Here is a 12,542-nt window from a genome sequence, read left to right as displayed (position 1 = left end):
CGTGTCCGATCGTCCCAAGGCATCTGCTCCCAAGACGCCTGCGCGTAAAGCTGCCACTGCGGGAGCGCCTGCAGCGAAGAGCGGCAGCGGTTCGTGGCTGGCGGGCTTTATTACCCGTGCCGCCGCCGGTATCGTCTACGCCGTTGTCTTTATCCTGTGCCTGGTTTTGGGTATCGTGCCCACTGCCATCTTTGTTTCCGTCATGAGCGGTCTGTGCTGTTATGAGTTTTTCCGTATGACGAGGCTCGATGGCAAGATGGCTAACGAGCGCATGGGTATCGCTGCCGCCGTACTCTTTCCGCTGTCGGCGTTGGGCGATTCGATGTTGCTGAATGCCCTGCTTTTTGCCCTGATGCTCGCTGTGGGCATTTGGTATGTCTGGTCGCCGCGTACCCGCATCTCTGATGTGGCCGTGACGCTCATGGGTCCCATCTACACTGGCTTTATGCTGTCGGCTATCGTGCTGCTGCGCGATGCCGTGCCCGGTTTTGCCGGCGCCCTGCTTTCAGTGGGCGTTTGCGCGTCCCTTTGGGTCTCCGATTCGTTTGCCTACATTGTGGGCAGCCGTATCGGCAAGCACAAGATGGTTCCCAAGATCTCTCCCAAAAAGAGCTGGGAGGGGTTTGTCGGCGGCATCCTGGGCTCGGTTTTGATTTGGCTCATCCTGTGGGCGACGCACTTCTACAAGCTCAGCCTGCCCTATGCGCTGCTGTGCGGCGTGGTCGTGTCCATCCTGGGCGTTATCGGAGACCTCATCGAGTCGCGCATCAAGCGCGGTGTGGGCGTTAAGGATTCCGGTAACCTTATCCCGGGCCACGGCGGCATGCTCGATCGTAGCGATTCGCTCATCTTTGGCTGCATTACCGCTCAGCTGCTTTTGATGATCGGAGGCGTGCTGTAATGTCATTCCAGACGACGTATGGCCCCGATGGACGCCTCCGTGTTGCCATCCTGGGTTGTACGGGCTCTATCGGCACCCAGGCACTCGATGTGTGCCGTCAGCATGCCGATCGCCTGCAGGTGACGGCGCTGTCCGTTAATTCCAGCACCTCTGAGCTCGTTGCCGCTGCCCGCGAGTTCTCGGTTCCGGCGGTTGCCGTGGCCGATGTCGCTCACGGCGATGACGCCGTGCTGCAGGAGTTGCCCGAGGGAACGAAGCTCGGCGTTGGCGCGCAGGCGGTTTGCGAGCTCGCGCGTCGCGACGATGTCGACTGCGTGCTCGTTGCTATTGTGGGCGCCGCCGGTCTCGAGGCGAGCCATGCGGCCTTGACCTCTAATAAGCGCCTTGCCCTTGCCAACAAGGAGTCCCTCGTCGTCGGTGGCGACTTGCTTATGCCGTTGGCACAACCGGGCCAGCTTATTCCAGTCGACTCTGAGCACTCCGCCATCTACCAGTGCTATCTGGGGGAGGACCCGCGCGAGGCTCATTGTATTTGGCTTACCTGCTCGGGCGGTCCGTTCTTTGGCCGTACGCGCGACGAGCTCAATCGCGTGACGCGTGCCGATGCCCTCGCACATCCCACGTGGGCCATGGGTGCCAAGATCACCATCGACTCCGCCACCCTCATGAACAAGGGCCTAGAGCGCATTGAGGCCATGCATCTGTTTAACTGCGACCTCGATTTCATTAACGTGGTCGTGCAGCGTCAGTCCAAGATTCACTCTATGGTCGAGTTTGCCGACGGCTCCGTGATGGCGCATCTCGGTGCTTCCGACATGCGTATTCCCATCCAGTTCGCGTTCTCGTATCCCGAGCGTTGGGATACCCCGGCGCCTCGTATCGATTTCCGCGAGCTGGGGCAGCTCACGTTTGATGCTGCCGACATGGATACCTTCCGCTGTCTGGCACTGGCCGAACGTGCCGGCAAGACGGGTGGCACCATGCCGTGCGTGCTCAATGCCGCCAACGAGGTCGCCGTCGATGCCTTCCTGCACGATGGCTGCAGCTTTACCGATATCGATCGCATTGTGGAATCCTGCATGGATTCCCACGATATGCAGGCGGTCGATTCGTTTGAGCAGCTTCACGACATCGATGCATGGGCGCGTGAAAAGGCTGCGCAGGTGCTCGCCGCAACCCGTTCCTAACCCATAAGGATTGCTTTTTCGTTTTATGGATACTGTTCTGAGCGTTCTCTCATCGGTCTTTTGGGGCCTGCTGATGCTTTCCGTCCTCGTGTTTTTGCACGAGGGCGGCCACTTTTTGGCGGCGCGTGCCTGCGGCGTCCGTGTGACCGAGTTCTTTTTGGGCCTGCCTTGCCGCTTTGACATCCATTACACGTCGCGTCGCATTGGAACCAAGTTTGGCGTGACCCCGCTGCTGCTGGGTGGCTACGCTGCCATCTGCGGTATGGATCCGACCGACGTCTCGTGTGCCGATCGCGTGCTCGCGGCTATCTATCGTCATGGTCGCGTGACCGTGGCCGACCTTGCTGTCGAGCTCGAGCTATCCGAGGAGGTTGTGCTCGAGGCATGCGCCTTGCTCTTGGGTTGGGGCTCTATCGCGCCTTGGTATGAGGAAGGGGAGAAGCCCTCGCCGAGCTACTATCCCACCAAGTATCAGACGCTGCCGCGAGACGCGGCGGGTTACACCACCTTTGACGGCCGCCGTTTCGATCGAGAGCATGCGACTACCGAGGGCGATGTGTGGGAGCTGCCGTGCGGCGAAGCCGAGTTCCTTGCGCAAGAGCGTTCGCATACCTATCTGGGCCAGGGTTTTCTCAAACGCGCCTTTATGCTGCTCGCGGGCATTCTCGTCAATATCCTGACGGGCTTTTTGCTGCTTATGAGCATCTACTCTATTGCGGGTGTCACCGTGCCGATGGATACCAACGTGATCGGTCAGGTTGACGAGGGGTCTATTGCCGCCAAGGCGGGTATCGAGGGCGGCGACGCGATCCTTTCGGTTGACGGAGTATCGTGCTCTACCTGGATGGACGTTTACGATGCCATCGGCAAGGCCGCCGGTAAGGACGATATCGCCATTGAGTATGAGCGCGACGGCAAGCAGCATTCGACCTCGGTTGCGCTCAAAGAGGACGAGCGCCTAGGTGCGTATGCCTCTACGCAGGTGGTCCGTTTAGACCCCATCACGTCGGCTCGCCTTTCGTTCTCCTGTGTCGCGCAGACAGCGGAGGGCGTGATGCGCCTGCTCCAGCCGCAGCATACGATGGAGATTCTCGATCAGTCTTCTTCGATCGTGGGCATTAGCGTTATGTCCTCACAGGCTGCTGCTGCCGGCCCTGCCACGTTCCTTTCGTTTGCCGCCCTCATTTCGTTCTCGCTTGGCTTTATGAACCTGCTGCCCATCCCACCACTCGATGGCGGCAAGCTGGTCATCGAGATCATTCAAAAGATTGCTGGCCGCGAGCTTCCGCTCAAGGTCCAGACGATTGTGAGCTATGTGGGCATCGCGCTCTTTGCGCTGCTGTTTGTCTATATGCTTCGTTCCGACGTCCTTCGATTTATCCTGTAGGGGAGTGTTTGGATTGTCTTTATCCCATCCTTTGCCTCGCGAGTTGACGCGCCCCGTGCATGTGGGCGGTGTGCAGATCGGTGGCGGCGCGCCGGTGGTGGTCCAATCCATGACCTGCACCGATACCGCTGATGCCCAGGCAACGCTTGCGCAAGTGTGCGCGTTGGCGCAGGCTGGCTGCGATATCGTGCGTGTGAGCGTGCCCACCGAGGCCGCGCTTGAGGGTTTCCGCACCATCTGTGCCGAGTCTCCGGTGCCAATCGTTGCCGATATCCACTTTAACCACAAGCTGGCCATTGGCGCTGTGGAGGCCGGTGCCGCCAAGCTCCGCATCAATCCCGGTAATATCGGCGATTGGGCCAAGGTCGATGCTGTCATCGATGCCGCGGGTGCTGCGGGCTGCGCAATTCGCATCGGTGTCAACGCTGGTTCGCTTGAGCAGGATATCGCCGAGCGCGACGACCTCACGCAGCCCGAAAAGCTCGTGATGTCGAGCGAGCGCTTCGTCAAGCACTTTGAGGACCGCGGCTTTACGAACATTGTGCTTTCGGCCAAGGCCCATAGCGTGCAAACGACGCTCGATACCTATCGAGCCCTGTCGCGTGAGATTCCCCACGTTCCGCTTCACCTGGGCGTGACGGAGGCGGGGACCAAGCTCCAGGGCACCATCAAGAGCTCTGTAGGCTTGGGTATCTTGCTTTCCGAAGGCATTGGCGACACCATGCGTGTGTCGCTCACAGCCGATCCGGTTGAGGAGCCGCCGGTTGCCTGGGGTATTCTGCAGTCGTTGGGCCTGCGTCGCCGTGGCCCCGAGATTGTCTCGTGCCCCACGTGCGCCCGCTGCCAGGTTAACCTTATTCCCATTGCCGAGGAAGTAACCGAGCGGCTTAAGAACTATACCGCGCCGCTTTCGATTGCCGTTATGGGATGTGCCGTTAATGGCCCCGGCGAGGCTTCTGATGCCGACCTGGGCGTTGCTTGCGGACGTGGTCAGGCCTTGCTCTTTTCGCATGGCCAGATCATTGGTAAAGTAGCTGAGGACCAAATTGTCGACGCGCTTATGGCAGAGGTCGACAAGCTTATTGAGGAGAAATAAATGACCCGAGCAATGTATATGTCTAAGCTCTATGCGCCGACGCTTAAAGAGGATCCGGCGGACGCTGAGCTCGCCAGTCACCGCCTGCTGCTCCGTGCCGGCATGATCCGCAAGGAGGCCGCCGGCCTGTATTCCTACCTGCCGCTTGCCTGGCGCTCGATCCGTAAGATCGAGAACATCGTGCGCGACGAGATGGACGCTGCCGGCGCCCAGGAGCTTATGATGCCTATCATGGTCGACGCCGAGTTGTGGCGCGAGTCCGGCCGCATCGACGCCTATGGCAAGGAGCTTGTGCGCTTTGACGACCGTCATGGTCGCGAGTTCGTCCTGGGCCCCACGCACGAGGAGACCGTCACGGCCCTGGTGCGCAACGAGCTACGCTCCTATAAGCAGCTGCCCGTCAACCTGTATCACATTCAGGACAAGTTCCGCGACGAGTTCCGTCCCCGCTTTGGCCTGATGCGCGGCCGCGAGTTCATCATGAAGGACGCCTACAGCTTCTCCGCCACGCAGGAGAGCCTGCAGGAGGAGTACGACAAGATGAAGCAGGCGTACGCCAATATCTGCGAGCGCTGCTACATCAAGGCTCTGCCCGTCGTCGCCGATTCTGGCGAGATCGGTGGCGATACCTCCGTCGAGTACATGGCTTTGGCTGACGCCGGCGAGGCTTCGCTCGTCTACTGCGACGATTGCGGCTTCGCTGCCGATGACGAGGCTGCAAGCACCAAGGTCGTCGTGACCGAGGGTCCTGGTGACGGTACGCTCACCAAGGTTGAGACTCCGGGCATGGGCACCATTGAGGCTGTTGCTAAGTTCTTTGGGTTCCCCGAGAACGGCACGCGCAAGTCGCTGGCACTCATCGACGCCGAGGGCAAGCCGGTCGTGGCCATTGTTCCGGGCGATCACGAGCTCAACGATTGCAAGGCCGAGCACGTCTTTGGCAAGGGCTATCGCATGATGACCGACGAGGAGCTTCAGGCGAACGGTCTGCACAAGGGCTTTATCGGACCGGTTAACCTGCCCGATGGCATTCGTCTGGTCTGCGACGAGAGCCTGCGCGAGTCCAAACAGTGGGCCTGCGGTGCCAACGAGGTCGATTATCACTTTACCGGTGCCTGCCCCGAGCGCGACTTTACCGTCGATGAGTGGGCCGATCTGGTCACCGTTGTCGCCGGCGACCCCTGCCCGCACTGCGGCAAGCCGCTCTCCGCTGCCCGCGGCATCGAGGTTTCTCAGGTCTTCCAGCTGGGCACCAAGTATTCCGAGGCCATGGGTGCCACCTTTATGGATGAGGACGGCAAGGAGAAGCCGCTCATCATGGGTTGCTACGGCGTGGGCGTGTCCCGCTCGCTTGCTGCCGTCGTGGAGCAGCACAACGACGAGCACGGTATCGTCTGGCCGGTCTCCGTTGCCCCGTACGAGGTCGCGGTGATTCCGCTTGATCCCAAGAAGGAAGAGTGCGCTACCGTCTGCGAGCAGATTGTTGATGGCCTGTGTGCCGAGGGTATCGAGGTCGTCGTCGACGATCGCGATGAGCGTCCGGGCTTTAAGTTTGCCGATAACGACCTCATGGGCTTCCCGTATCAGGTGGTTCTGGGCAAGCGCGGCCTTAAGAATGGCACCGTTGAGCTCAAGGACCGTGCCACGGGTGAGCGCGAGGATGTGGCGATCGACGAGGTCGTCGCCAAGGTCGCCGAGCTTGTGAAGGCAGCACGCCGTTAATCGACGATTTCGCTTGTAGTTCGATATACGGGACGGCCCCGCATTTCTCCAGATCGGGGAGATGCGGGGCCGTCCTTTTATCTTGTGGCATCCTCGATATCTAAAAGGAAAACCCCACAGCCCATGCGAGCTGCGGGGTTTTCCTTGTGCCTCCGATGCGAAATAAATCGCTCAGATATTACTGATAATCGACGACGTCGATCCAGTTCTTCAGGAACTCATCGTTCACGTTGCGCTTACGAGCGAGCTCGGAAGCGGCGACGATGCTCGTCCACTGACGCACGACCTGCATGGGCATGTCGGCGCGGTCGCAGTAGAGCTCCAGGTAGGCCTCAGCCTGATCCTTGCTGTTGAGGGCAAAGAGCAGGTAGGTGGTGGCAACGTCGGCAGCAGGGGAGCCCTGGGTGGCGTGTGCCCAGTCGCACACATAGAGCTGGCCGTCGTCGCCGACGATGACGTTGGAGGGGTTGAAGTCGCCGTGGCAGACCTTGAACTCCTTGGTCATGCCGTCCAGACGCTCCTGAAGGTTGTAGCGCGTGGTGGCATTGAGCTGATCAAGGCTGTCGATCATGCGGGCGAACTTGTCGCGCTGACGGTTGAGCAGCGGGGAGGTGTAGCCGTGGATCTCGATCTGGAGGTCGACGAACATCTCGAGGTACTCACCAAAGCGCTGGGGCTCGGCAGTCATCTTCTCGGCAAGGGTGGTGCCCGGAACCTTCTCGGTCACGAGCGCCCAGCCGTTGGCGTTCTCGAGCTGGGAAACCTCGAGAGCCTTGGGGCTACGGATGCCGCACTCATTGATGCGGGCAAGATTCAAAGCCTCGTTGAACACGTCGGAGACAGGCTTGGTCTCGTTAAAGACCTTGACGATCTTGTCGCCCAGGTCGTAAACGACCTTGTTGCCACGGCGGACGAGCTCGGTCTTGGAATCGGGTAGCAGCATGGTTGCATCCTTTCAACGATGCGATAGAAGCGACGGCGGGGGTGTGTGAAACACCCGTGCACCCCCGCCGCAAAAAACCGTGCTAAAAACTAGCAGACGGCGTAGTCCTGGGGCTCGCGGCCGTAGTAGGCGTCCAGGTAGAGCTCCTTGATCTCGCTCATGAGCGGGTAGCGCGGGTTAGCGCCGGTGCACTGGTCGTTGAATGCCTGCTCGGTCATCTCGTCGAGGGTGTCGAGGAAGTACTGCTCGTCAACACCGTAGTCGGCGATGGTCTTCTTGACACCGATGAAGTCCTTGAGCTCCTCGAGCTTCGTGATGAAGTTCTCGAAGACCTCCTTGTCGTCCTTGCCCTCGATGCCGCAGTACTTGGCCATCTCGGCGTAGTTGTGCAGCGCGTTGGGGTAAGGATACTGGGAGAAGGTACCCATCTTGACGGGAGCCTCGGCGGCGTTGTAGCGCATGACGCGGGTCAGGATGACGGCGTTAGCGATGCCGTGGGGCAGGTGATGGAAAGCGCCGAGCTTGTGAGCCATGGAGTGGTTGAGGCCCAGGAAGGCGTTGGCGAAGGCCATACCGGCCATGCAGGAGGCGTTGTGCATCTCCTCGCGGGCGTGCGGGTCCTTGGCGCCGTTCGTGAAGCTGGAGGGCAGGTTCTCAAAGACGAGCTTGGCAGCGCGCTCGGAGAGGCCCTTGGTGTAGTCGGAAGCCATGATGGAGACGTAGGACTCGATGGCGTGGGTCATGACGTCGATGCCGGAGGCAGCGGTCAGGCCGCGCGGGGCGGTCATGCAGTTGTCGGCGTCGACGATAGCCATGTTGGGGAGCAGCGCGTAGTCGGCGAGCGGCCACTTGATGCCGGTCTCCTTGTCGGTGATGATGGCGAACGGCGTGCACTCGGAGCCGGTACCCGAGGAGGTCGGGACGGCGACGAAGTAGGCCTTCTTGCCCATCTCGGGGAAGGTGAAGATACGCTTGCGGATGTCCATGAAGTCCATGGCCATGTCCTCAAACTTGCACTCGGGGTGCTCGTACATCATCCACATGATCTTGCCGGCGTCCATAGCGGAGCCACCGCCGACGGCGATGATGACGTCCGGCTCAAAGAGAGCCATCTGCTTGGCGCCGCGACGTGCGCACTGCAGCGACGGATCGGGCTCGACGTCGTAGAAGCAGTCGTGGGCGATGCCCATCTCGTCGAGCTTGGCCTCGATGGCGCGGGTGTTGCCATTCTTGAAGAGGAACTGGTCGGTAACGATGAAGGCGCGCTTCTTGCCCATGACGTTGCCCAGCTCGTCGAGGGCGACGGGCGTGGAACCCTTCTTGAAGTAGACCTTCTCGGGAGCGCGGAACCACAGCATGTTCTCACGGCGCTCGGCCACAGTCTTAACGTTGATCAAGTGCTTCACCCCAACGTTCTCGGAGACGGAGTTGCCGCCCCAGGAGCCGCAGCCCAGGGTCAGAGACGGCTTCATGCCAAAGTTGTACAGGTCACCGATGCCACCGTGCGAGGACGGGGTGTTGATGACGATGCGGCAGGCCTTCATGACGTGCTCGAACAGGCTGATCTTCTCGGCCTGGGCGGGGTGCACGTACAGAGAGGCGGTGTGGCCCGGGCCACCGGCGAGCACCAGGTGCTCGGCCTTGTCGACGGCCTCCTGGAAGTCCTTGGCGTGGTACATGGCCAGGACCGGGGAGAGCTTCTCGTGGGAGAACTCCTCCTTGGCGGGGTCGGTGGAGGTGACCTCGGCGATCAGGATCTTAGTCTTGGCGGGAACCTCGATGCCGGCGAGCTCGGCGATCTTGGCGGCAGCCATGCCGGGGATGCGGTGATCGAGGGCGCCGTTCTTGAACATGGCGGCACGCAGGGCCTCCATCTCGGCACCCTGCTTGACGAAGTAGCAGCCGCGCTTCTGGAATTCGGCCTTGACCTGGTCGTAGATGGTGTCGATGACGGTCACGGACTGCTCGGAAGCGCAGATCATGCCGTTGTCGAAGGTCTTGGAGTGGATGATGGAGTTGACTGCGAGCAGAACGTCGGCGGTGTCGTCGATGACGACCGGGGTGTTACCGGCGCCAACGCCCAGGGCGGGCTTGCCCGAGGAGTAGGCGGCCTTGACCATGCCCGGGCCACCGGTGGCGAGGATGATGTCGACGTCGCGCATGACCATGTTGGTCAGCTCGATGGAGGGGACATCGACCCAGCCGATGATGCCCTCGGGGGCACCAGCCTTGACGGCGGCGTCAAGCACGAGCTTGGCGGCGGCGATGGTGCACTTGGCGGCAGCCGGGTGCGGGGAGATGATGATGGCGTTGCGGGTCTTCAGGCTGATCAGCGTCTTGAAGATCGCAGTGGAGGTGGGGTTGGTCGTCGGGATGACGGCGCCCACGATGCCGATGGGCTCGGCGATCTTGGTGATGCCGTAGGCCTCGTCGCGCTCCAGGACACCACAGGTCTTGGTGTTCTTGTAAGCGTTGTAGATGTACTCTGCGGCGTAGTGGTTCTTGATGACCTTGTCCTCAAGAACGCCGCGGCCGGTCTCCTCGATGGCCATCTTCGCCAACGGGATACGAGCCTTGTTGGCGGCCATGGCGGCCTCATAGAAGATCTTGTCGACCTGCTCCTGCGTGTACGTAGCAAAAAGCGCCTGGGCCTCTCGCATCTGAGCGAGCTTAGCCTCAAGCGCCTCTACGTTGTCCACAATTGCGGGAGTAGTGTTTTCCGGTGACTTTTTCACCATTTGTGTCTCCTTGCGATCGGAGATTTACCCTACGTCTTGCATGATAGCAAGAAATAATTCGGTAAACGGTAAGATTCCCGTAAAAGGCACACTAAAACGCTTCAATAAACTGAAACGTTTTAACTAGAACTATCTGCCTGCTGCATCTCCCCGCTTACCGCTTATTGGGGACAGACTTACATGAGTGCTTTCACTCATTTGGGACAGACATCGTTTTGCCATTTTGCCGTTCTGGGCCTGTTATTGCCGCTTATTGGATATAAATAGGTTGCAGGCTCAGCATTTCGCGTTGCTTCTCTCCTTTTAGGTGTTGCCTGAACAGTTTTGAAAGGAGAGATTATGCCCCGATGCGCCCGCCCCGTTTCGATCACCGGCTATTACCACGTCTTTGACCGCGGCAACTCCAAACAGATTATTTTTGAAGATGACTCCGACCGTTATCGTTTCTTATCGGATATCTCGGACAGGTTTGCGCGCCATGAAGTGGCGGTGTTGGCTTGGTGCCTTATGGACAATCACTTCCATTTGATGGTTGATGACCCATTTGACAACCTTTCAAAGGCAATGCAGTGCGCGCTGACGGCATATGCTAAGTATTTCAATGGAAAAACGGGGAGAACGGGACATCTGTTTGACAATCGCTATTCGCGGGTCGCGGTTGAGTCGGACACGCAGGCGGTGCAGCTGCTCGACTATATTCATCTCAATCCCGTGAAGGGTGCGCTTGACTCGCTCGATGCGTACCGCTGGTCAAGCTATAAGGCGTATCAGCTGGGCTATGATCCCTTTGACATCTGTGATGCGGCCCCTATGCTCGATATTGTCGGTGGCTCTCGTTGCTATTGCGAGCATCTCGAGGAAGTTGCCGGGCGCATCTGGTCAGTGGAGGTTCTTCCGCGCCGGCGGATCCCCGATGAGGAGGCCCTTTTCGTTGCGCGCGAAGTCCTGACGAGCATAGATCCTGCGTTGCTCAAGGCCCTGCCACGCCCCGAACGCGATGCCTGCCTGCTGGGGCTCAGGCGGGCACATCTCACGGTCAAGCAAATTGCCCGTATCACCGGTATCGGCGCCACAAGCGTGACCAAGGCTACTGCAGGCTGGAACGAGGCGGCCTGAGGTATGGATTGGGGCCGATCGATGCACTGTGAGCTTAGGAAAGCATTCATCTAAGTCTGTCCCCAATGTGTGCAAACACTCATGTAAGTCTGTCCCCAATGAGTGTCTCCCCAATGAGTGCAAAAAAGGCGCCCTCCGTGGGGGAGGACGCCTTTGGTAAGTTCTATATGAACGCGAGGTCTTTGACCCGGAGAGTCCGAGGTACTTGTTGGTAAGACCTTATTTAGGAGCGCGCAACCTTGCCGGACTTGAGGCAGGTGGAGCAAACGTTCATCTTGCGACGGTGACCATCGACGACGACGTAAACGCGCTGGATGTTGGGGCGGAACTTACGGTTGGTGACGCGGTGAGAGTGGCTGATGGAGCGACCGGCAACGGGGTGCTTACCGCAAACTTCGCAAACTTTGGACATAACTGACCCTCCTTGGGCGACAAACGAACATGTCGCGTTAACAAACAAGCCTGAACTATAGCACAGAAGCAGCTCCCTGTGCGTAATCTACACAGAGATATTCCTCTTTTGGCGATAGTGCTCACGCCACGGCCCTGGACGTAGATCCGATTTGCGTGCAGCAGAGGGGATTATGCCAGCTCGTGCGTGCGTTTTCAAGCTCGTCCCACAAATATATATAGGTTTATGGAGCATTGGGCTCCGTTTACGGATTGTTCTGTATTTATGCTCGCAATTAAGCTCGAGGTTGGCTACACTATCCCTTGACCATTAAAGGGGTACGAGATACCCACATGGAATTACATAGCTGCCAAAGAGCAGCCCTTCCTGTGGGTGTCTGGTCCGCTTTAAGCGGTCGGGCATCTATTTTTTTGACTGTGTCAGCAGTCAAGACATGTGAGGAAGGAGATCGATGGGCACGACTTCCCCCAAGGCGGTCATCATGGACGAGACCGCCGTCAATCGAGCGATGACCCGCATCGCGCACGAGATTCTCGAGCGCAACGAGGGCTGTGAAGACCTCGCTCTGGTCGGCATCGTCACGCGCGGCGACCTTCTGGCAAAGAAGCTCGCCGAGGAGATCAAGGAGATCGAGGGCGTCGACGTTCCGCTCGGCAGCCTGGACATCAGCTTCTACCGCGATGACTATGCGACCAATTTCGCTCCCGCGATCCACGCTACCAACATTCCCTTCAGCGTCGACGGCAAGCGCGTCGTGCTGGTGGACGACATCCTGTATACGGGCCGTACTATCCGCGCCGCTCTGGATGCCGTCATGGACCTGGGCCGTCCGAGCCGCATCGAGCTGGCAGTTCTCGTTGACCGCGGTCACCGTGAGCTCCCCATCTCGCCGGACTTTGTCGGCAAGAACGTTCCCTCGTCGCATGAGGAGAACGTGCACCTATATATGAAGGAAGTCGACGGCCACACCGCCGTCGAGATTAACGACGTCGCGCCGGGTTCCCACGTGGGCTCCGCGCCGCTGGGAGGTGAGTAGTACC

10 protein-coding genes are annotated in these 12,542 nt (G+C 59.5%); 7 read left to right on the top strand and 3 right to left on the bottom strand.

From position 1 onward, the window contains the following. The first annotated feature begins 1 nt into the window (after position 1). From AB5750_RS02245 to AB5750_RS02225, 5 genes are read left to right on the top strand one after another with little or no spacing between them, the layout of a single operon-like run. On the top strand, positions 2 to 901 hold the full coding sequence (locus tag AB5750_RS02245) for a phosphatidate cytidylyltransferase (protein WP_227790438.1): 900 nt from the start codon (positions 2 to 4) through the stop codon (positions 899 to 901). Further along, positions 901 to 2,088 (top strand): 1-deoxy-D-xylulose-5-phosphate reductoisomerase, encoded by a 1,188-nt coding sequence (gene dxr / locus AB5750_RS02240; RefSeq protein WP_368145427.1) that lies wholly within the window; start codon positions 901 to 903, stop codon positions 2,086 to 2,088. The genes AB5750_RS02245 and dxr overlap by 1 nt, the downstream gene beginning before the upstream one ends. Before the next feature lie 25 nt (positions 2,089 to 2,113). Next, positions 2,114 to 3,475: a M50 family metallopeptidase gene (locus AB5750_RS02235; protein WP_368145428.1), complete on the top strand. Its 1,362-nt coding sequence runs from the start codon at positions 2,114 to 2,116 to the stop codon at positions 3,473 to 3,475. Positions 3,476 to 3,488: 13 nt separating this feature from the next. Beyond that, entirely contained in the window at positions 3,489 to 4,571 is a 1,083-nt protein-coding gene (gene ispG / locus AB5750_RS02230; RefSeq protein WP_368145429.1) for a flavodoxin-dependent (E)-4-hydroxy-3-methylbut-2-enyl-diphosphate synthase, read from the top strand. Next, positions 4,572 to 6,293 (top strand): proline--tRNA ligase, encoded by a 1,722-nt coding sequence (locus tag AB5750_RS02225; protein ID WP_229025872.1) that lies wholly within the window; start codon positions 4,572 to 4,574, stop codon positions 6,291 to 6,293. A gap of 178 nt (positions 6,294 to 6,471) precedes the next feature. On the opposite strand, the gene AB5750_RS02220 is transcribed toward AB5750_RS02225, so the two are convergent. Then, positions 6,472 to 7,236: an aminoglycoside phosphotransferase family protein gene (locus AB5750_RS02220; RefSeq protein ID WP_006236119.1), complete on the bottom strand. Its 765-nt coding sequence runs from the start codon at positions 7,234 to 7,236 to the stop codon at positions 6,472 to 6,474. 89 nt (positions 7,237 to 7,325) lie between these two features. Continuing rightward, positions 7,326 to 9,974, bottom strand: coding sequence for a bifunctional acetaldehyde-CoA/alcohol dehydrogenase (gene adhE, locus AB5750_RS02215; protein WP_117716641.1), 2,649 nt, complete (start codon positions 9,972 to 9,974; stop codon positions 7,326 to 7,328). A 339-nt stretch (positions 9,975 to 10,313) separates the two neighbouring features. Between adhE and AB5750_RS02210 the strand changes: the two genes are divergently transcribed. Continuing rightward, positions 10,314 to 11,090, top strand: a complete 777-nt coding sequence (locus tag AB5750_RS02210; RefSeq protein ID WP_368145430.1) for a transposase — start codon at positions 10,314 to 10,316, stop codon at positions 11,088 to 11,090. Between the two features lie 223 nt (positions 11,091 to 11,313). Here the strand turns inward: AB5750_RS02210 and rpmB are convergent, their stop codons facing one another. Continuing rightward, complete coding sequence (rpmB, locus tag AB5750_RS02205) at positions 11,314 to 11,502, bottom strand: 50S ribosomal protein L28 (protein WP_022094725.1); 189 nt, start codon at positions 11,500 to 11,502, stop codon at positions 11,314 to 11,316. A gap of 451 nt (positions 11,503 to 11,953) precedes the next feature. On the opposite strand from rpmB, the gene pyrR reads away from it, so the two are divergent. Further along, a complete protein-coding gene (pyrR, locus tag AB5750_RS02200; RefSeq protein WP_006236123.1) occupies positions 11,954 to 12,538 on the top strand; it encodes a bifunctional pyr operon transcriptional regulator/uracil phosphoribosyltransferase PyrR in 585 nt (194 codons plus the stop codon). Positions 12,539 to 12,542: the final 4 nt, after the last annotated feature.

Source organism: Collinsella aerofaciens (assembly GCF_040926185.1).
Taxonomy (GTDB): domain Bacteria; phylum Actinomycetota; class Coriobacteriia; order Coriobacteriales; family Coriobacteriaceae; genus Collinsella; species Collinsella aerofaciens_BC.
This window is presented reverse-complemented; position numbering and strand designations above follow the sequence as displayed.

Excerpts from the sequence above, each read along its gene's own strand:
- adhE (WP_117716641.1), bottom strand. The coding sequence starts at position 9,974 with ATGGTGAAAAAGTCACCGGAAAACACTACTCCCGCAATTGTGGACAAC.
- rpmB (WP_022094725.1), bottom strand. The coding sequence starts at position 11,502 with ATGTCCAAAGTTTGCGAAGTTTGCGGTAAGCACCCCGTTGCCGGTCGC.
- pyrR (WP_006236123.1), top strand. The coding sequence starts at position 11,954 with ATGGGCACGACTTCCCCCAAGGCGGTCATCATGGACGAGACCGCCGTC.
- AB5750_RS02210 (WP_368145430.1), top strand. The coding sequence starts at position 10,314 with ATGCCCCGATGCGCCCGCCCCGTTTCGATCACCGGCTATTACCACGTC.
- dxr (WP_368145427.1), top strand. The coding sequence starts at position 901 with ATGTCATTCCAGACGACGTATGGCCCCGATGGACGCCTCCGTGTTGCC.
- AB5750_RS02235 (WP_368145428.1), top strand. The coding sequence starts at position 2,114 with ATGGATACTGTTCTGAGCGTTCTCTCATCGGTCTTTTGGGGCCTGCTG.
- AB5750_RS02225 (WP_229025872.1), top strand. The coding sequence starts at position 4,572 with ATGACCCGAGCAATGTATATGTCTAAGCTCTATGCGCCGACGCTTAAA.
- AB5750_RS02220 (WP_006236119.1), bottom strand. The coding sequence starts at position 7,236 with ATGCTGCTACCCGATTCCAAGACCGAGCTCGTCCGCCGTGGCAACAAG.